Annotated in this window: 17 protein-coding genes; 8 read left to right on the forward strand and 9 right to left on the reverse strand. The window is 70.5% G+C overall.

What is annotated here, in order from left to right:
- The first annotated feature begins 64 nt into the window (after window positions 1–64).
- A complete protein-coding gene (locus ACZ6I3_RS01600) occupies window positions 65–2,143 on the forward strand; it encodes an MDR family MFS transporter (RefSeq protein ID WP_469410839.1) in 2,079 nt (692 codons plus the stop codon).
- A gap of 24 nt (window positions 2,144–2,167) precedes the next feature.
- Here the strand turns inward: ACZ6I3_RS01600 and ACZ6I3_RS01605 are convergent, their stop codons facing one another.
- Window positions 2,168–2,659 carry a GNAT family N-acetyltransferase gene (locus tag ACZ6I3_RS01605; RefSeq protein ID WP_469410840.1) on the reverse strand — a complete coding sequence of 164 codons (492 nt, stop codon included), beginning with the start codon at window positions 2,657–2,659 and terminating at the stop codon, window positions 2,168–2,170.
- A gap of 148 nt (window positions 2,660–2,807) precedes the next feature.
- Here ACZ6I3_RS01605 and ACZ6I3_RS01610 point away from each other — a divergent pair, with 148 nt between their 5' ends.
- Together ACZ6I3_RS01610 and ACZ6I3_RS01615 are read left to right on the forward strand one after the other, a co-directional pair.
- Entirely contained in the window at window positions 2,808–3,524 is a 717-nt protein-coding gene (locus ACZ6I3_RS01610; protein ID WP_469410841.1) for a hypothetical protein, read from the forward strand.
- Window positions 3,525–3,528: 4 nt separating this feature from the next.
- A complete protein-coding gene (locus ACZ6I3_RS01615) occupies window positions 3,529–4,029 on the forward strand; it encodes a hypothetical protein (RefSeq protein ID WP_469410842.1) in 501 nt (166 codons plus the stop codon).
- A gap of 7 nt (window positions 4,030–4,036) precedes the next feature.
- Here ACZ6I3_RS01615 and ACZ6I3_RS01620 read toward each other — a convergent pair whose 3' ends face one another.
- Window positions 4,037–4,444 carry a DnaJ family domain-containing protein gene (locus ACZ6I3_RS01620; protein ID WP_469410843.1) on the reverse strand — a complete coding sequence of 136 codons (408 nt, stop codon included), beginning with the start codon at window positions 4,442–4,444 and terminating at the stop codon, window positions 4,037–4,039.
- 113 nt (window positions 4,445–4,557) lie between these two features.
- On the opposite strand from ACZ6I3_RS01620, the gene ACZ6I3_RS01625 reads away from it, so the two are divergent.
- A complete protein-coding gene (locus tag ACZ6I3_RS01625) occupies window positions 4,558–4,950 on the forward strand; it encodes an FHA domain-containing protein (protein ID WP_189724807.1) in 393 nt (130 codons plus the stop codon).
- Window positions 4,951–4,990: 40 nt separating this feature from the next.
- Here the strand turns inward: ACZ6I3_RS01625 and ACZ6I3_RS01630 are convergent, their stop codons facing one another.
- Window positions 4,991–5,662: an O-methyltransferase gene (locus ACZ6I3_RS01630; protein WP_469410844.1), complete on the reverse strand. Its 672-nt coding sequence runs from the start codon at window positions 5,660–5,662 to the stop codon at window positions 4,991–4,993.
- Window positions 5,663–5,766: 104 nt separating this feature from the next.
- Window positions 5,767–7,161 (reverse strand): glycine betaine/L-proline transporter ProP, encoded by a 1,395-nt coding sequence (gene proP, locus ACZ6I3_RS01635; protein WP_469410845.1) that lies wholly within the window; start codon window positions 7,159–7,161, stop codon window positions 5,767–5,769.
- Window positions 7,162–7,436: 275 nt separating this feature from the next.
- Between proP and ACZ6I3_RS01640 the strand changes: the two genes are divergently transcribed.
- The gene (locus ACZ6I3_RS01640) at window positions 7,437–9,488 is read left to right on the forward strand and encodes a bifunctional glycosyltransferase 87/phosphatase PAP2 family protein (RefSeq protein WP_469410846.1); all 2,052 of its coding nucleotides are present in this window, start codon (window positions 7,437–7,439) and stop codon (window positions 9,486–9,488) included.
- Between the two features lie 12 nt (window positions 9,489–9,500).
- Here ACZ6I3_RS01640 and ACZ6I3_RS01645 read toward each other — a convergent pair whose 3' ends face one another.
- From ACZ6I3_RS01645 to ACZ6I3_RS01655, 3 genes are all read right to left on the reverse strand, one after another.
- A complete protein-coding gene (locus ACZ6I3_RS01645; RefSeq protein ID WP_469410847.1) occupies window positions 9,501–10,343 on the reverse strand; it encodes a hypothetical protein in 843 nt (280 codons plus the stop codon).
- The gene (locus ACZ6I3_RS01650) at window positions 10,340–14,455 is read right to left on the reverse strand and encodes a hypothetical protein (protein WP_469410848.1); all 4,116 of its coding nucleotides are present in this window, start codon (window positions 14,453–14,455) and stop codon (window positions 10,340–10,342) included. Before ACZ6I3_RS01650 ends, ACZ6I3_RS01645 begins: the two co-directional genes overlap by 4 nt.
- A 205-nt stretch (window positions 14,456–14,660) precedes the next feature.
- On the reverse strand, window positions 14,661–15,071 hold the full coding sequence (locus tag ACZ6I3_RS01655) for an ATP-binding protein (protein ID WP_469410849.1): 411 nt from the start codon (window positions 15,069–15,071) through the stop codon (window positions 14,661–14,663).
- 91 nt (window positions 15,072–15,162) lie between these two features.
- Between ACZ6I3_RS01655 and ACZ6I3_RS01660 the strand changes: the two genes are divergently transcribed.
- Together ACZ6I3_RS01660 and ACZ6I3_RS01665 are read left to right on the forward strand one after the other, a co-directional pair.
- Window positions 15,163–15,990 carry a helix-turn-helix domain-containing protein gene (locus tag ACZ6I3_RS01660; RefSeq protein ID WP_469410850.1) on the forward strand — a complete coding sequence of 276 codons (828 nt, stop codon included), beginning with the start codon at window positions 15,163–15,165 and terminating at the stop codon, window positions 15,988–15,990.
- Window positions 15,971–16,153 (forward strand): DUF397 domain-containing protein, encoded by a 183-nt coding sequence (locus ACZ6I3_RS01665; protein ID WP_469410851.1) that lies wholly within the window; start codon window positions 15,971–15,973, stop codon window positions 16,151–16,153. The genes ACZ6I3_RS01660 and ACZ6I3_RS01665 overlap by 20 nt, the downstream gene beginning before the upstream one ends.
- On the opposite strand, the gene ACZ6I3_RS01670 is transcribed toward ACZ6I3_RS01665, so the two are convergent.
- Window positions 16,137–17,306, reverse strand: a complete 1,170-nt coding sequence (locus ACZ6I3_RS01670) for a steroid 3-ketoacyl-CoA thiolase (RefSeq protein WP_469410852.1) — start codon at window positions 17,304–17,306, stop codon at window positions 16,137–16,139. The genes ACZ6I3_RS01665 and ACZ6I3_RS01670 overlap by 17 nt on opposite strands.
- Window positions 17,307–17,523: 217 nt before the next feature.
- Between ACZ6I3_RS01670 and ACZ6I3_RS01675 the strand changes: the two genes are divergently transcribed.
- Window positions 17,524–18,762, forward strand: a complete 1,239-nt coding sequence (locus ACZ6I3_RS01675; protein WP_469410853.1) for a cytochrome P450 — start codon at window positions 17,524–17,526, stop codon at window positions 18,760–18,762.
- An 83-nt stretch (window positions 18,763–18,845) separates the two neighbouring features.
- Here the strand turns inward: ACZ6I3_RS01675 and ACZ6I3_RS01680 are convergent, their stop codons facing one another.
- The gene (locus ACZ6I3_RS01680; RefSeq protein ID WP_469410854.1) at window positions 18,846–19,262 is read right to left on the reverse strand and encodes an aggregation-promoting factor C-terminal-like domain-containing protein; all 417 of its coding nucleotides are present in this window, start codon (window positions 19,260–19,262) and stop codon (window positions 18,846–18,848) included.
- Window positions 19,263–19,323 lie beyond the last annotated feature (61 nt).

The following is a 19,323-nucleotide window of genomic DNA, read 5'->3' on the forward strand; positions in this document are numbered from 1 at the left end:
CGGCAGGCCATACCCCGTCACACCGGTCACGATGGAAAATGTCACAGGACCCTCGGGAGGTCTCATGGCCGGGGATGTGCACGACACGACACCGTCACCCGTACCGTCACCTGCGGAAACACTCGCCCCGGAGCAGGTTCCCGGGAACGTGCTGGTCTCCATCGGCGCCCTGCTCCTCGGCATGCTGCTCGCCGCACTGGACCAGACCATCGTGTCGACCGCGCTGCCCACCATCGTCAGCGACCTCGGCGGCATGGACCATCTGTCCTGGGTCGTCACCGCCTATCTGCTGGCCGCCACCGCCGCCACCCCCCTGTGGGGCAAGCTCGGCGACCAGTACGGCCGCAAGAGGCTGTTCCAGACGGCGATCGTGATCTTTCTCATCGGCTCCGCGCTGTGCGGCACCGCGCAGGACATGACCCAGCTCATCGCCTTCCGGGCCCTGCAGGGGCTCGGCGGGGGCGGGCTGATCGTGTTGTCGATGGCCGTCGTCGGGGATCTCGTCCCGCCCAGGGAACGCGGGCGCTATCAAGGGCTGTTCGGGGCCGTGTTCGGCGCGACCAGTGTGCTCGGGCCGCTGCTCGGCGGGCTGTTCACACAGCATCTGAGCTGGCGTTGGGTGTTCTACGTCAATCTGCCCGTCGGCGTCGTCGCGCTCGCCGTGATCGCCGCGGTCCTGCACCTCCCGCGCCGGTCGCAACGGCACGTCATCGACTACCTCGGCACCTTCCTCATCGCGGCCGTCGCCACCTGCCTCGTGCTGGTCGCCTCCCTCGGCGGCACGACCTGGGGATGGGGGTCGGCGCAGATCATCGGGCTCGCCGCGCTGGGCGTCGTCCTCGCCGTCGCCTTCGTGGCCGTCGAGCGGCGCGCCGCCGAACCCGTGCTGCCGCTGAAGCTGTTCCGCGTGCGCACCTTCACCCTCGCCGCCGTGATCAGTTTCGTCGTGGGCTTCGCCATGTTCGGCGCGATGACCTACCTGCCGACCTTCCTCCAGGTCGTACAGGGCGTCAGCCCGACCATGTCCGGCGTGCACATGCTCCCGATGGTGGTGGGCCTGCTGGTGGCCTCGACGGCCTCCGGGCAGATCGTCAGCCGTACCGGCCGCTGGAAAGTGTTCCCGATCGCCGGCACCGGCGTCACCACGCTCGGGCTGCTCCTGCTCCACCAGCTCGACGAGGACAGCTCCACCGTCGAGCTGAGCGGCTTCTTCCTCGTCTTCGGGCTGGGCCTCGGCCTGGTGATGCAGGTCCTCGTGCTCATCGTGCAGAACGCCGTCCCGTACGAGGACCTGGGCGTCGCCACGTCCGGCGCGACCTTCTTCCGCTCGATCGGCGCCTCGTTCGGCGTCGCCGTCTTCGGCACGATCTTCGCGAGCCGGCTCGGCGACCAGCTCACGGACGCCTTCCGGGGCGCGCGGCTGCCGCCCGGCGTCTCCGTGGACACGCTGGAGGCCGACCCGCGCGGCATCGCCGCCCTGCCGCCCGGCCTGCGCCCACCGGCCCTGCACGCCTACGCCGTCTCCATCACGGACGTCTTCCTCTACGCCGCCCCGGTCGCGCTCGTCGGCTTCGTGCTGGCCTGGTTCCTCAAGGAGGACCGGCTGCGCGGCTCGGTCACCGCGCCCGACGTCACCGAGACCCTGGCCAGCAACCCCGTCCAGCGGACCTCGTACGACGAGGTGTGCCGCGCGCTGTCGGTACTCGGCAGCCGCGCGGGACGGCACCAGATCTACCGGAAGATCACCGACCGGGCGGGCTACGACCTGCAGCCCGCGGCGAGCTGGCTGCTGCTGCGGATCCGGAGATACGGCGAGGTGGAGCCGGCCGTGCTGGCCGACAGCATGCCCGTGCCGCTCACCGTGATCATCGAGGCCGCCCGCCAGGTCGAGGAGCGGCGGCTCGCCGTGCGCGAGGGCCTCGGCCTGGTCCTGACCGACCAGGGGCGCGAGGTCGCCGAGCGGCTGGCCCAGGCCCGCGAGGACTCCCTCGCCGAGCTGCTCGGCGACTGGTGGGGCCCCGACCGGCCGACGGATCTGGTCCAACTCGTGCGGGAGTTGAACGGCGAACTGTGCGGCTCACGGCGCGAGCGGCCGTACGACGACCGGCCCTACGAGGAGCGGCGGGCGGAGCGGATGGCCTGAACGGGGGGGCGTAGACGTGGTGGTTCAGGTGAGGGATTTGGCGAACCAGTGTTCGGCGTACTTGTCGTCGTTGTGCGGCTCGGTCTCCGTGTAGCCGAGCCGGGCGTAGAGGGCGCGGGCCTCGACGAGGTCGCCGCGGGTGTCGAGGATCAGCCGTGCGGCGCCGAGCGCGCGGGCGGCGTCCTCGGCGGCCCGGACCAGGAGCGGGGCGCCGCCCCTGCCGCGCATCGAGGGGTGCAGGAACACCCGTGTCAGCTCGGCGGTCGTGCCGTCGTACCGCCGTACGCCCGCGGTGCCGGCCGGCTCACCTCCGTACCGGGCGACCAGCAACTTCCCGTGCGGCGGCGCGAGATCGGCACCCGACGCGGCGGCGATCCCCCGCTCCAGCTCCTCCCGGTCGGTCCGGCGGCCCTCGTGCAGCAGGTACCAACGGTCGCTGACCTCGGTGTAGTACGCCCGCCACAGGGCGGCGGCGAGGGGGGAGTCGTACGGCTCCGGGGCCACGGTCCAGATCATGCGCGCATTCTCGGCCAGTGCCGCACGGTGCCCGCAACCGGATTTGTGTGACCGCCGGGTGCCGTTTGGGGACGGGTTTCCGGGCTACCCGGTGCGGCGAACCGGTCCGCGAGGAGGGCCGGTTGGGCCGAGAACCCGGAAGGCATCCATGTCCACTGGCCTGATCATTGCTCTGATCGTGATCGCGGCGGTCGTCGTCATCATCGCGGCGGCCATGACCCTGCGAGCCCGCGGGCCTCGTCGCGGCCCGAACCTGAAGCGGCGCTTCGGACCCGAGTACGACCGGACCGTCGCCCGCCACGACGGCGACGCCAAGGCCGCCGAGCGCGAACTCACCGAGCTGGTGCACCGCCACGGCGACCTGCGCGAGCGGTCGTTGGAGCCGGCGCAGCGCGAGCGGTACGAGGCGCGCTGGACGGCCGCCCAGGAGCGGTTCGTCGACTCACCGCGGGAGGCGGTCGCCGAGGCGGACCGGCTGCTCGCCGAGCTCGCCGGCGCCCGGGGCTTCCCGGACGGCGGCCAGTACGAGGAACAGCTCGCGGCGCTGTCCGTGCACCACGCCCATCACGTGGACGGCTACCGGCGCGTGCACCGTGCGGCACAGCTGCGCGCGGAGGACGCCCGCGACGGCGGCACCGGCACGGAAGACATGCGGGAGGCCATGGTGGCGGCCCGCGCCCTGTTCGAGGAACTGGTACGGCCGGGCCGTCACGACGGCGGCGCCGGACGGCACGAGGACGGACGCCACGGACGTCATGACGACGGCCACCGCCGTGCCGGACTGAACGGCGGCCGCAAGGCCGCGACCACCCGCGGCGGACACATGCCGTGGGCCGTCAACCGACGCCAGGCCAAGGAGAGTTGAGGATATGTCCGACGTGACCCGACCGCCCGGCGAGAACACCCCCGTCACCCCCGTCACCCCCGACGCCCGAGGCGAGAGCGCCCTGGGCACCGGCCACGGCACCGGCACCGAGCGTGCGACCGGAACCGAGCGCGCGACCGGCACCAGCGCCACAGGCAAAGTCACCGCCCCCAAGGGCACCAGCACCCCCGGCACCCCCCGGGCGGGCACGCACGCCCACCTCTTCCCCCACGACGAGTCCGACAAGCTCGGCCTGCAGTTGCAGCACGCCGTAGCCGGGTTCGTCGACGGGCCCCGGGCCTCCGTCGAGGAGGCCGACCATGTGCTGGAGGAGATCGCGGCCCGGTTCACCGAGGCCGTGGCACAGCGGCGCCGCACTCTGCGCCATTCCTGGCAGTCCGTCGAGAGCGGCGAGGGCAAGCCGGTGTCGAGCTCCGACACCGAGCAGCTCCGGCTGGCCCTGAAGGACTACCGCGAACTGGCGGAGCGGCTGCTGCACGTGTGAGAGAAGCTCACCGATCCGCCCGGCGCTCCCGCCACTGCCGTACGACGTCCTCGACGTCGTACGGCTTCTTGCCCAGCGGGGGGCCGGGCGGCGGCTTGAACATCATCTCGCGGATCTTGTCGTTGATCTCCGTGACGATCTTCCGCGCGATCCGCTCCGAGGGCGCCGCGAGGGCCGCGAGGAGCGCGTCCTCGGCCTCCTTGCGCAGTGCCAGCGCCGGTGGCAGGACGGAGAAGCCCTCGCGGGCCATCTTCCGCTTGATCCACCACAGTTCGTCGTAGGTGGTGTCCACCTCGGCCGGCAGCGGCTTGCCCGCCCCCGGCAACCGTTCGAACTCGCCGCGGGTCTCCGCGTCACGGATCTGCTTGTCGACCCAGGACTCGAAGTCGACGCCGGGTGGCTTTCGCTCGGTCATGAGGCCATTGTGCCGGACAGCGTGCAGTCGGGCGTTCTATCATGCGGCGGGCTCAGGACCTGTCCGATGAACAGGACTGACAGGCCCACCAGGACGTCTCAGGAGGAGCGCACGTGCTCGAACTCACCATGGCCGCCGTGTCCCCGGCGGAGGAGGGTGCCACGGCCGGCATGCTCATGGCCGACGCGCCCAGCGAGCCGGGTGCCGTGCTGCGGGTGGGCCGCGACAAGTCGGTGTGCCGGCTCTCGACACCGGACGACTGGCTGTTCGTCTCCCGCGTCCACCTGGAGTTCCTGTGCGGGCCCGAGGGGACCTGGCAGCTCACCTGGCTGCGCGGCTCCCAGCCCGACCCGTCCTCCGAGGTCCGGCTGACGGTCGGGGAGTACGCCCAGCCCCTCGCCTACGGCGGCACCGTCCCGCTCCCCCGGGGCGGCAGCGGCGAGATCATCATCCAGGACCGCACCGCCCCGCGCAGCGTCAACGTGGGCTTCTACCACGAGGTCTGACCGCGACCCGCCGATCTCAGGGCCCTTGTACAAGGGTCCCTCAGGCCAGCACCCGGGCCACCGCGAACCCGTCGTAGCCCTTCGTGCCGACCGTCTGGATCGCCGTCCCGCTCAGCCTCGGATGGCTGCCGATCAGTTCGATCGCGGCGCGGGTGCCCACCACGTCCGAGGCCGTGCTGCCGGCGTCGGTCACCCGGCCGCCGCGGACGACGTTGTCGAGGACGATCAGGCTGCCCGTGCTGGCGAGCTTCACGGCCCACTCGACGTAGTGCGGGTTGTTGGCCTTGTCGGCGTCGATGAAGACCAGGTCGAAGGGGGGCGGGTTCTCGTCGGCCAGCTTGGGCAGCGACTCCAGGGCCGGGCCGACCCGCACCTCGACCAGCTTGTCGAGGCCCGCGCGGGCGATGTTGCGGACGGCGACCTCGGCGTGCACGGGGTCGTACTCCAGGGAGACCAGCCGCCCGTCGGCGGGCAGGGCGCGGCCCAGCCAGATGGTGCTGTAGCCGCCGAGCGTGCCGATCTCCAGGATGTGGCGGGCGCCCTGGATCTGGGCGAGGAGCTGGAGGAGCTTGCCCTGGTTCCCCGCGACGTTGATGTGCGGAAGCCCGGCGGCGTCGCTGTCGCGCAGCGCCGCCGCCAGGTCTTCGTCGTCCGGTGCGAGGTGGGCGGTGAAGTAGGCGTCGACCTCGTCCCAGACGTGCGACTCGCTCATGCACCTCTACCTTTCGTACGCATAGTTAGATTCCCTAACTACTGGCGCTGTCGAAGATAGTTGGTGCGGCGGTCCGCTGCCAGGGGGATTTCACCCGGCGTGTCTCATTCCGTGACGGACGGCGCCGAACCCGGCAGCGGGCGGCCCGCCGACTCCGTCATGCGCCACACCGCGAAGCCGCCGATCACGGCCGCGGCCATCATGTAGTACGCGGGCATCATCATGTCCCCGGTCGCGCCGATCAGGGCCGTCACCACCAGCGGGGTCGTGCCGCCGAACAGCGACACGGAGACGTTGAAGCCGATGGAGAGCGAGCCGTAGCGGACCCGGGTCGGGAACAGCGCCGGGAGCGCCGAGGGCATCGCGGCCGTGAAGCACACCAGCAGCATGCCCAGCGCGCCCATGCCGAGCCCGACCGCGAGCAGGCTGCCCTCGCGGATCAGCAGCAGGGCCGGGACGGACAGCAGCAGGAAGCCCGCGCAGCCCGCGGCGATCACCGGGCGGAGGCCGACACGGTCGGTCAGCGCGCCCATGAACGGCTGGGCGATCATCATCAGCGCCATCACGCCGAGGACGACGAGCAGACCGTGTGTCTCGTCGTAGTGGAGCTGACCGGTCAGGTAGGTCGGCATGTACGACAGCAGCATGTAGTCGGTGACGTTGAAGACCAGCACCAGGCCGACGCAGAGCAGCAGCGCGCGCCACTGGCCGGTGATCATCTCGCGCAGGGGCACCTTGGGCCGGTTGTGCTCGGCCTTCTCGGCCTCGGCCGCGAACGCCGGGGTCTCCTCCAGGCGCATCCGCAGGTAGAGGCCGACGATGCCCATCGGGCCCGCGATCAGGAACGGGATGCGCCAGCCCCAGGAGGTCAGGTCGTCGGCGGAGAGCAGGGCGGTCATCAGGGTGACCAGGCCCGCGCCGCCGATGTAGCCGGCCAGCGTGCCGAACTCCAGCCAGCTTCCGAGGAAGCCGCGCCGCTTGTCGGGGGCGTACTCGGCGATGAAGGTGGAGGCGCCCGCGTACTCGCCGCCGGTGGAGAAGCCCTGCACGAGGCGGGCCACGAGGAGCAGGATCGGCGCGCCGACACCGATCGTCGCGTACGACGGGATCAGACCGATCGCGAAGGTGCCCGCGGCCATCATGATCATGGTGAGCGCGAGGACCTTCTGGCGGCCGACGCGGTCGCCGAGCGGGCCGAAGACCATGCCGCCGAGGGGGCGGACCAGGAAGGCCGCGGCGAAGGCGCCGAACGTGGAGAGCAGCTGCGCGGTGGGGTTGCCCGACGGGAAGAAGACCTTGCCCAGGGTGACCGCGATGTAGCTGTAGACACCGAAGTCGAACCATTCCATCGCGTTGCCCAGCGCGGCCGCCTTCACGGCGCGCTTGACGAGCGCGGGATCGGTGACGGTGGGGTCCTGGGCCTTCGCGGTGCGGCTCTTGAGCGCGGACGTGGGAGCAATGACTGAGGCAGTCACAAGACTCGCTCGCCTACCTTTCATCGGGGACAGGGACGCGGTCCGCGCGGCGGCGCTGTCGAACGGGCCGAAAAAGCGACGTTAGGCGGAGAATGCCCGCTCACGGGCGGTGTGCCCTTCGTTGCAGGGTGCATCTAAATGCCGGGTATGCAGGCACGCTTGCCCGGTGGGCGGCGGTTCCCACGTGATCTTGATGTGATCCTTCTCGCGTCCACGGGAGGCAACCGCGCGTCTCGCGCACTATCGTCAACCGGATGAAGGGGGCGTAAGGGAAATACGGGGCAGAAGGCCGACGAGGCGTGACAGATGCGGAGCGCGGCGGACGACCGACGGAAGCCTTCGGAGCGACAGCCGTCGGCAGACCTCGCGCACGCCTGCGGATGGCCTGCCTCGGGCTGTGGCTGGTCGTCGCCGTCCTCGCCGCACGGCAGGTGGCCCTCGTCCTCGGCACCCCGCGCGGGGAGCGGCTGACGGATCTGGAGACCTGGGTCGGCCCCAACGGCGTCCTCCAGGTGAACGGCTCGCTGTACGACTCGACCCGCTTCACCGGCACCCCGTTCAACGGGCTCGTCCTCAAGCCCCTCACCCGTTCGGCCGAAGAGGCCCTCGGCTGGGGCTGGACCTTCGGCACGCTGCTGCTGGTCGCCGCCCTCGGCCTGATCGCCGCCCGCGCCCTGCCCCAGCCCATCGGCCGCCGTACCGCGACTCTGGCCGCGCCCGTCGCCATCGGCCTGCTCATGCTGTCCCTGCCGGTCCGCAACACCCTGTGGCTCGGTCAGTCCAGCATCATCCCGGTCCTGCTCGTCCTGCTGGGCTGCTTCGTCGCCCACGGCCAGCGGACCAGCGGTCTGCTCATCGGAGTCGCGGCGGCCCTCCAGCCCACCCTGCTGCTCTTCACGCCCCTGCTGTGGTGCACCGGCCGCGGGCGCGCCGCGCTCTCCGGCGGCGTCACCTTCGCCGCCTGCACCGCGCTCGCCTGGGCGGCGATGCCGCACGACTCCTCCGTCTACTGGGTCCACCACCTGGCCGGTGCCGGCCTCGGCGGCCGGGCCGGCGACCTCGGCAACCAGTCCCTGCACGGCGCCCTGCTGCGGCTCGGCCTGAACGGCCCCCTGGAGATCGCGCTCTTCCTGGTCCTCGGCGCGGCCGTCGCCGTCCTCGCCCTGCGCCGCGCCGTGCGGTACGTCGCCGACGGCCAGCTCCTCCTCGGCGTCGCCGTCACCGGCTGCGCCGCCATCGCCGTCTCGCCCACGGCCTGGCAGCACCAGCTGCTGTGGGTGCTGCTCGCGGTCGTCGGCCGGGCCGGCAGACGCGCCCGTGACCGGTACGTATGGCCCGTCGCCGTCGTCCTGGTCATGACCCTGCCGAGCAGGATGCTGCTGCCGGACATGGCGTCGCTGGACCCACTGCGCACCGATCTCGTCCTGCTGGCCGCCCTGGCCGCGGCTGTGGCCGTCCCGTTCCTGTCCCGCGCCTCGCCGTACTACCAGTCGCCCACACCGACCGAGTACGCGCCCGCCGTCCCGGCCCGCTTCCGGCACGTGCCCCTGCTGCCCTTCCTGCGCCGGGTCCTCACCCGGCCGAACCTCCTCCTGGAGCTTCTCCTCCTCCGGGTCGCCTACGCCGCCTACTCCCAGGTCCGGCTCGCCGCCACCGGCGGCAGCGTCTCGGCCGGCCGGGCCGAGGCCGAGCGGCACGCCTGGCAGATCCTCGGCCTGGAACGCGCCCTGCGCCTCGACATCGAGCACTGGGCCAACCACGCCGTGGTGCGGACCGACTGGCTGCGGGCCTTCTCCGACTTCTACTACGAGTCGTTCCACTTCGTCGTCCCGCTGACCGTCCTCGCCCTCCTCTACTGGCGCCGCCCCGCCGAGTACCGCTGGGCCCGCTCCGCCCTCGGCTTCGCCACCCTGCTCGCCCTGGCCGGCTTCTGGCTCTACCCCCTCGCCCCGCCACGCCTGATGCCGACCCTCGGCTTCATCGACACCGTCCACGGCGTCCAGGACTTCTCCCGCCCCGACTACGGCACCCTCACGGACATCACCAACCAGTACGCGGCCATGCCGTCCCTGCACTTCGGCTGGTCACTGTGGTGCGGGGTGGTGATCGCGGTGCTGGCACGCCGGTGGTGGACCAAGGTGCTGGGGCTGGTGCATCCGCTGCTCACCGGGTCCGCGATCGTCGTCACGGCCAACCACTGGGTGCTGGACGCGGCCGGGGGAGCGGTGGTGGTCGGGGCGGGCTTCGTGCTGACGTATCTGCTCCAGGGCCCCCGGGCGCGCACCGCGACGGCGGAAGCCGGGCTCGGCAGCGGGACCGCCGAGCGGCGCAGGGACCGTACTCCGAGCTGATCCGGTCGCGACTCAGGTGTACTGGTTCAGCAAGGTGCGCAGCTGCGGACTGGCGAGGTAATTGACCACCTTGTGGAAGTCGAAGGCGTGGATCGGCTGTGTCCTGGGCTGTTCCCCGTCGACTCCTTCGAAGGAGCGCTCGATGCCACCGGGCGGGAGAGCCACGAGGTCCCCCGGGTCGGCCAGGTTCACCCAGCGGGCCACACCGGGCGGGCGTAGGCCCCGCTGGTCGACCGGGGGCGGCTGGAGGCGGGGGAACACCGCGTGGGGCAGGGCAAGGGGGGACCCGAGTGTGACCAGCAACTCGACGCGCGGCAACGGGTTCTCCCAGAGGGTTTCGTAGGCGACGACGGATCCCAGCGAATGTGCGAGCAAGACCCTCGGCCGATGGGTCACCACGAGTTCCGCGACCCGCGCACGCGCGTCATGGCGTGCCGGGGTCCGCAGGTACGTCGCCACTTCACGGAAGAGCCGCGCGACGAACCACTCGGTGGCCGGGCGGCCCAGACCGCGGGTCCTGGCCAGCCAGGCGACCGCCTGGCGCAGTGGGGCGGTCGCGCGTCCCGCTGCGGTGGCGTCGGGCAGACCGCACTCTTCCAGCCAGGCGGCGACGAGTTCCCGTTCGAAGGCGTCGAGGGAGCCCAGGCCGTCCTCCCCCTGGCGGCCCGGGCGCTGCAGCACATCCGCGTAGTACGCCACGGTGACCTCATGACCCACGTCGTCGGAGTCGGCGGGAACCGGCGCGGTTCCCCGGAGCGCCGCAGCCCAGATCCCCGCGAGCGCGGCGCTTGCCGCTTCCGGTGACTGTCCTGGGCGGTAGTTGCCGACTCCGTGGACGCCGAGGACGCGCATCATGCCTTCCCTGTCTTTCGTTCCATCACCACCACCCCGCTGCCTGTCCCGACCACCAGGGCGCCGTCCGCACTCAGCGCCACCGCCGAGACCGGGTGGGGCATGGTGAGGACTTCGCACCGCCTGCTGGAGAGATCCCAGATCCGCACGGTCCGGTCGTAGCTCCCGGTGACCGCGACCGGCCGGCCGTCGAGGACCGCGCACACGACCGACTGCACGCTTCCCTCGTGGCCGACCAGGGGCTCTGCGGTCGGCCGTCCTGTCAGCAGGTCCCAGATGCGCACCGTTCCGTCGTAGCTCCCGCTGACCGCGATGGGCCAGCCCTCGACGACCGCGCACGTGACCGACCGCACGCTTCCCTTGTGGCCGACCAGAGGCTCTGTGGTCGGCCGTCCTGTCAGCAGGTCCCAGATGCGCACCGTTCCGTCGTAGCTCCCGCTGACCGCGACGGACCGGCCGTCGACGACCGCGCACGCGACCGACCGCACACCGGCGGTGTGCCCGGTCAGCGGCTCACCGACGAGGCTGCCGTTCGCGAGGTCCCAGATCCGCACCGTTCGATCGTCGCCGCCCGTCACCACGACGGGGCGGCCCTCAAGATCCGCCGTCGTGACGGCCTTGACGCCACCATTGTGCCCGGTCAGCGGTTCACCGACCGGTCTGCCGGTCGCCGGATCCCAGACCCGCACTGTCCGGTCGAAACCCACGGAGACGGCGGCGGGGCGGCCGTCGAGGATCGTGCACGTCACTCCGTCCACCCAGTCCGCGTGGGCGTCGAGGGGTTCGCCCACGGGCTGTCCCGTGGCCAGATCCCAGACGCGGACCGTACGGTCGTTGCTTCCGGTCAGGGCAACAGGGCGTCCTTCGACGGCCGTGAGCGAGATCGCCGTCACTCCGCGCCGATGCCCGTCCTTCGGATCGCCGATGGGTTTGCGGGGGGTCGGATCCCAGAGGTGCACCACCCCGTCGGTGTTGCCCGTGACCACGATGGGCAGGTCGTCGATCAAAGTGCTCGCGACGGCGAGGGAGGAGACACCGGTGAGCTGCCCGATGGGCCGACGGGTGGTCAGGTTCCACAGGCGGACGGCTCCGCTGATGTCGGTGACCACCGCGACGGGCTCGCCTCGCAGGGTGGTGCAGACCACCTTGGACACCGGCTTGCCTTCCTCGACCAGATCCACGAAGGGGTAGCGGCTGTACAGATCCCAGATGCGCACGGACCCGTCACGGCTGCCGACCACTGCGACCGGATCGTCGTCGACGACGGTGCAGGCGATCGCGGTCGCGCTACCGGTGGTGCCTCTCAGCTCGTCCATGAAGTATCGGCATCCATACCAGACGTGCGCTGTCCCGTCATTCCCGCGCGTCACCATGAACTGGGGCCCCGTCGGGTCGTTCGTGCACGCCACGGCCGCCATCGGTTTGGCGTGCTCGCTCCGCATCATGGCCACACACTGGCCGGTGGTGAGATCCCAGACCCGCAGAGTGCGCCCGGAGCATGACACAGCGGCAGGCCGGCCTTGGTGAGTTGTGCACGCCACCGCCAGCACCGCATCGCCGTGGCCGGTCAGAGGTTCGCCGACGGGCCGACCGGTACTCAGATCCCAGACGCGCAGCGTCTGATCCTGGCTGCCGGTGACCGCGACGGGCCGCCCCCAGACGGTCGTACAACCCACGGACGTCACTTGTGCCTTATGACCCTCAAGAGGGGGACACATCGGTCGTCGGTCGACGAGGTCCCACAGCTGAACCGACTTGTCACTGCCCGTGGTGACGGCGACAGGCCGTCCGTCGACGGTCGTACAGGCCACGCCGGTCACCCAGTTCGAGTGGCCTGTGAGTGTGTCGACGAGGGCGGGGTCGGGCGTGCTGCCCGCCGTCCAGCGCGGTTGCCAGGCAGTTGCCGGCAGTGACCGCGTGAAGCTCGTCTGCATCCCGGCAGCACCGTATCGAGCGGCGTCGAGGGCCAGGAGACGGCAGCGATCTCCCCAGTGTGCGGAGCGATGGTGGTGGTAGGACGCGTTGTAGACCGCCGCCGCCAGGAAAGCCTTGTCCGTTCGTGCGGCCAGGAGGGCGGGTGCGAGCGAACGTGGATCCGCGTGCACGAGGAAATCCGGTTCGGTGATCAGGGTGTCGGCCTGCCCGGCGTCCCTCGCGTGCTCGATCGCGTGACGCAGGAGGTACGGAGCGGCATGGGCCCAGACGAGGTGCGACGCTCCCGCACGGGGCGTGAGCAGGATCGTGAGGACGTGGCCCGCGGCGGGGACGCGGGACCGGTGCGCCTCGCGGTGACCGGAAGAGGGCCTGCGGTGGGGGTGCGCGCGGACGTGGTCGGTGAGTCCCTGGTGGAAGAGGCGGTACAGGGTGGTGCCATCGGTGTCGGTCTGGGTCCGCAGGTAGAACATGGCCTCCTGGAGAACGCGGGAGAAGTCGGTGTCCTCGCTCTCGTCGGCCGGGTCGTCGGGGCAGAAGGCCCTCGCGAGAGGAAAGGCGAGTTCGGCGGGCATGCCCCCACCCTTGCCGTGGGCGATGGCGGCCAGCAGCGCGCGCGTGGCCCCGGGCGCGGCGCGCGAGGCCAGATCCAGTTCGAAGACGTCGGGCAGCGTCACCGGTGCTCCCGCACCCAGGCAGGCGGCGTCGCCCACATCGGTGACTGCAGGCGTCGAGGCGAGGTAGCTGGTGAAGACGGAGGCGACGAGGAACTCGCCCCACCGCTCACCGTGCTGCGGAGTGCGGGCCAGTGTCGCCGCCGTGGCCGCGGCCAGGCGCTCGCGCACCGGGCGTGCCCGTCCACTGTGGTATCCGTCCACACCGGTGAGGGTGTCATCAAGGTAGGCGGCGAGGTCTGCCTCGAGTTCCGCGGGGTCGGTCTCGTCGAGGTCGACCAGGAGACCTTCCGACGCGGCCAGCGACTTCAGGCTGTCGAACTGCTCCCAGGGCCGCATCCCGATGAGCAGACGACAGGCGGCACCGCCGTCGGAACGGTGCTCGGAGGCGAGGGGCAGGAGCAAGCGGTCCGTGACGTCGACGGGGTCGAGGGCCTCGTCCAGTGCGTCGAGCACGATGACGGGCGGCTCGGGCAGTGCCCGTACGGCGAAGAGGAACTCCTCCGGAGTCCATCCGCGAGTGGGAGCCACCAGCCTCAACTGCCGTGCGAGGACGTCCAGAAGCGACTCCAGACCGCGCTGCCGGGCCTGCACGGCGGCGAGGGCCTCATGCACGGCGGGGCGGCATGCGCCGGGGAGGCGTTCGCGAATGTGCTGGGCCTGATCTGCCAGTTGGGGGTGCGCGGCGCACATCAACGCACCGAGGAGGGCCGACTTGCCCGCTCCAGGACTGCCGACGACCACACACAGACGTGACCCGTCCGTAGCGTCGAGCCAGGGAGCGAGCACCCGCAGTTGTGTGTGACGCCCGGTGAAGTGCCGTCCCGGTCTGTCGGTGAAGTGCCGTGCGTCCACCGGGTCGAGCTCCTCCAGGAAGTCCCGGACCGGGGGGTCGAGCGCGGACCGTCGGGTGCGCTGGGGGTCGTCGGCGAACGTCGTGTACGCGGGGTTGGGGAAGAACGGCAGGACGGGCTCCGGTGCGCTCGGGTCCATCAGCGTCGCCCGGACGGTCTGGACCCGGCCACGGACGGCCTCCAGCCGCATTCCGATGTGGCGGGCGACCAGGGAGAAGGTCACGAACTCCTGCGAGCGGTCCGTGCCCAGGCCGGTGCGGTTCAGATCTTCGAGAACCTCGGCGACCGCGATGCTGAACTGCCCGTCGTACGCGTCCTCCTCACCGTCGGAGGCCGCGATGACCCAGGCGAAACTCTCCTCACCGGCCTCGTACACGTAGGACGGCAGCCGGGCGGCGACGCCGGACCCGCACAGGTCGATCAGGAACAGAGTGGGCCGTCGCTCGGCATGACTGTCGGAGACCCACCCGGTGACGTCCGTGTCCCGGCCCAGCCGTCCGTCGGCCGGCACGAAGTCGAGCCGTGCGCGTCTCCCGCCCGCGCTTCCGTGGGAGACCACGTGGACGATGCGGTGGGCGGGCTGCCCTTCGTCCCCGCGGGAGTCGCACAGCAAGTCCCTCAGCTCGCTCCGCACCGGGTCCAGGCGGTGGATCACCCGGTATCCGAGTCCTCCGACAGCCCGACGGACCCGTGCGAGCACCTCTGGAACGAATGGCAGGGGTTCCCACGTTCGTGACCGCAGGGGTACCTCTTCGCCGTCCGGCACGGGTGACCGGAACGTACTGACGCCGATCACCAGCGCTTCGCCCTGTGCCATGTCCCCCCCTCGGAGCGGCACGCCATCGTGTCCTGAAGGTCTGTCACTCTAGGGTGACGACGTCGGCCCCGCATTCGAACCACACGGTCTTGCCCCCGCTGTTCCACAGCGACACGCCCCACTTGTCGGCCATCGCGTCGAGCAGGAGCAGTCCACGGCCGTTCTCGGAGTCCGGGTCCGGCCGGGGCGGGGAGACGGGCAGTCGGCTGCTGCCGTCCGTGACCTCCACACGTACGCCGTGCGGCTGCCGCAGCAACAGCAGCGTGCAGCGCCGGTCGGGGACGTGCCGTACGACGTTGGCGAGCAGTTCGGTCACGCCGAGTTCGACGGCGTCGGACAGCTCGGGCATGTGCCATTCGTGGAGGAAGGAGCGGACGATACGGCGGATGTACGGGGCGGCGTGTTCACCGACGGTGAGGCGGAGCGTGTACTGGGCGGGAAAGTAATCGTTCACGGGACGAGGTTGACGTGCGGTGACTACCCTCGGCTACGGAACGAATACAACCCGTCCCGTGGTGGACGGAGTTGCGTGAGAGGGGCTCTGCGTGACCAACATCAACGCCCTCGACCCGGGTGCCTCGCCCTTGGACTACTACGGCTTCGAGCTACGACGCCACAGGGAGGCGGCGGGGCTGACGCTGAAGCAACTCGGGGGAATCCTCAACTACACCGGCTCGATGGTGGGACAGATCGAGACAGCGCGGAAGGTTCCGACGCCGGAGTTCAGCGAACGGGCGGATGCGGCGCTGGGTACGGGCGGGATGTTCTCCCGGCTGGTGGAACTGGTGCTGCGGAGTCGGCTCCCGGCCTGGTTCCAGCAGGTGGCCGAGCTGGAGATGCGGGCCACCGAGATCTGCTCCTTCCAGACGCACATGGTCCTCGGCCTGCTCCAGACCCAGGGGTATGCGGGGGCCGTCCTCGGGGCGTTGGACCAGACCGACCTCGAAGACCGCACGGCGGTACGGCTGGCTCGTCAGCGCGTCTTTGAGAAGGCGGAGCCGCCCGTCTTCTGGGCCGTCCTCAGCGAGGCCGCGCTGTACCTGGAGATCGGTGGCCCAGAGGTCATGCGGGAGCAACTCGCCCACCTGTTGTCCTTCGAGAGCAACCCTCGTATCAACATCCAGGTGTTGCCGTTCTCGGCGGGTGCGCACGCGGGGCTGCAAGGCTCGTTCGATATCTACCGCTTTTCGAGCGACCCCACCATCGTCTACACGGAGGGGTACGGCAGCGGGCATCCGACCGCCAACCCGGACACGGTCAGGGAGTGTTCGCTCCGTTACGATCACCTCCGGGCTGCCGCGCTTTCCCTCAATGACTCGGCGGAGCTCATCCGGCGCGCAATGGAGGAACGCTATGGAGATTCAGTGGCGTAAGTCGACGTACAGCGGCGACCAGGGAGGCCAGTGCCTCGAGATCGCCGAAGCGCCCACCACCATCGCCATACGCGACTCCAAGACCCCGGCGGGACCGATCCTCACCCTCGACCCCGCCACGTTCAGCACCTTCATCAACTGGACGACTACAACCGCTGAATGATCGTGCCGGTGGCCAAACCGCCCCCCGCACACATGGTGATCAGCGCGAACTCCTTGTCCGTGCGTTCCAGTTCATGAAGCGCCGTCGTGATGAGCCGGGCCCCGGTGGCTCCCACCGGGTGCCCGAGTGCGATCGCGCCGCCGTTGACGTTCACCTTCGACAGGTCCTGCTCGAAGACCTGCGCCCAGCTCAGCACCACCGACGCGAACGCCTCGTTGATCTCGACCAGGTCGATGTCCTTCAGGGACATCCCGGCCTTGCCCAGCACGGCGTTCGTCGCGTCGATCGGTCCGTCCAGGTGGAAGTGGGGGTCGGCTCCCACCAGCGCCTGGGCCACGATCCGGGCCCGGGGCCTCAGCTTCAGGGCGCGAGCCATCCGTTTCGACGCCCACATGATCGCCGCCGCCCCGTCGGAGATCTGCGAGGAGTTGCCGGCCGTGTGCACGGCAGTCGGCATGATCGGCTTCAGGGAGGCCAGCGCCTCCGGCGACGTGTCGCGCAGGCCCTCGTCCTTGTCGACCAGGCGCCACATGCCCTGCCCGGCGTGCTGCTCCTCCTCCGTCGTCGGGACCTGGACCGCGAAGGTCTCTCGTTTGAAGCGTTCCTCCGCCCAGGCGTGGGCGGCGCGTTCCTGCGAGGCGAGCCCCAGCGCGTCGACGTTCTCCCTGGTCAGACCACGGTGGCGGGCGATCCGCTCGGCCGCCTCGAACTGGTTCGGGAGGTCGACGTTCCACTCGTCGGGGAACGGCTTGCCGGGCCCGTGCTTCGAGCCCGACCCCAGCGGCACCCGGGACATCGACTCCACCCCGCACGAGATGCCGACGTCGATCACGCCGGTGGCGACCATGTTGGCCAGCATGTGAGAGGCCTGCTGCGACGACCCGCACTGGGCATCGACGGTCGTCGCGGCCGTCTCGTACGGCAGCCCCATCGTGAGCCAGGCCGTGCGCGCGGGGTTCATGGACTGCTCCCCGGCGTGGGTGACCGTACCGCCGACGATCTGTTCGACGCAGTCGGCGGGGATGCCGGTGCGGCCGAGGAGTTCGCGGTAGGTCTCGCCCAGCAGATAGGAGGGGTGCAGATGGGCGAGCGCGCCGCCGCGCTTGCCGATCGGAGTGCGTACGGCTTCGACGATCACGGGTTCGGCAGCCATGGGTGCGGGTCCTCTCCGGGAGGCTACGCGGAACTAGTACGCGTTCTAGTTCTGTCAGCAGTGTGCTGATGGTCACTCCGTGACCGCAAGGGTCGTGCGGGTAATTGGGGGGTTCACGCCTCTTGCTAGTTGTAGAACCCGTTACTACCGTCACCGCAACTCCGCACAGCTGATGGGCCGTCAGAACAAGAGTCGGTACGAGTGGTGGGAGCCGCCCATGCCCTGTCCCGCGCTGCCCGAGGGGTTCGACTTCACCGACCCGGACCTGCTGCATCAACGTGTGCCCCTGCCGGAGTTCGCCGAGCTGCGCCGGGTCGAACCGGTCTGCTGGGTGCCCCAGCCGGCCAATGTCGCCGGCTTCCAGGACGAGGGGTACTGGGCCGTCACCCGGCACGTCGACGTCAAGTACGTCTCCACGCACCCGGAGTTGTTCTCGTCGTACCTCAACACGGCGATCATCCGCTTCAACGAGCACATCGACCGGGACTCCATCGACGCCCAGCGGTTCATCCTGCTCAACATGGACCCGCCGGAGCACACCCGGGTCCGGCAGATCGTGCAGCGCGGCTTCACGCCCCGGGCGATCCGTGCCCTGGAGGAGCGGCTGCGGGCCCGGGCCCTGGCGATCGTCGCGAACGCCCGCACACACTCCGGGCCGTTCGACTTCGTCACCCAGGTCGCCTGCGAACTGCCCCTCCAGGCGATAGCGGAGCTGATGGGCGTCCCGCAGGAGGACCGGGACAAGATCTTCGACTGGTCCAACAAGATGATCGCGTACGACGATCCCGAGTACGCCATCACCGAGGAGGTCGGCGCCGAGTCGGCCACGGAGATCATCGCCTACGCGATGAACATGGCCGCCGACCGCAAGCAGTGCCCCGCCCACGACATCGTCACGCAGCTGGTCGCGGCGGAGAACGAGGGCAACCTCAACTCGGACGAGTTCGGCTTCTTCGTGCTGATGCTGGCCGTCGCGGGCAACGAGACCACCCGCAACGCCATCACCCACGGCATGCACGCCTTCCTCACCCACCCCGAACAGTGGGAGCTGTACAAGAGGGACCGGCCGTCGACGACGGCGGAGGAGATCGTGCGCTGGGCGACCCCGGTCGCCGCCTTCCAGCGCACCGCCACGCAGGACACCGAGCTGGGCGGCAAGCGCATCCGCAAGGGGGACCGGGTGGGGTTGTTCTACGCCTCCGCCAACCACGATCCCGAGGTCTTCGACGAGCCGGACGACTTCGACGTCACCCGCGATCCCAACCCGCACCTCGGTTTCGGCGGGGGCGGCCCGCACTTCTGCCTGGGCAAGTCCCTCGCCGTAATGGAGATCGACCTCATCTTCAACGCCATCGCCGACGCCATGCCGGGGCTGCGGCTGGTCGACGACCCGCGTCGGCTGCGGTCGGCGTGGATCAACGGGGTGAAGGAACTCCGGGTGAGCACGGGCGGCTGAGTGCGGGCGACTGAGTGGGCGAAGGCGACGGCCCCGGGGATCAGGGGGCCGCCGCCTTCGGTCTTGGGGGGGGCGGGGCCGGCTCAGTACGAGCCGTGGGACTGCCAGTGGTCCCAGGCGCCGCAGGCGCTGCCGTAGCGGTCCTTCATGTAGTCCAGGCCCCACTCGATCTGGGTGGCCGCGTTGGTCTTCCAGTCGGAGCCGGCCGAGGCCATCTTGCTGCCCGGCAGAGCCTGGACCAGGCCGTAGGCGCCGCTGGAGGAGTTCCGGGCGTTCACGTCCCAGTCGCTCTCCTGCTCGACGATCTCGGAGAAGCACTGGTACTGGGCGTCGTCGCCGATCATCTTCTTCGCGACCGCCTTGGCCGAGGAGGGCCCGGTCGTCGCGCCGTGGGCGGGCGCGGCGGCGATCAGGGTGCCGCAGGTGGCCGCGGCCAGGGCGGTACCGGCGAGAGCGTTCTTCGGGGTGGCGGCACGGCGGAGGACGGATGCGGCGGGCACGCGTTGACCTTTCGTCGTGGGCGGGGCAGTCGCCCACAGAAACAGTCTTCGCTGCTGCCCG

Source organism: Streptomyces sp. NPDC041940 (assembly GCF_055589465.1).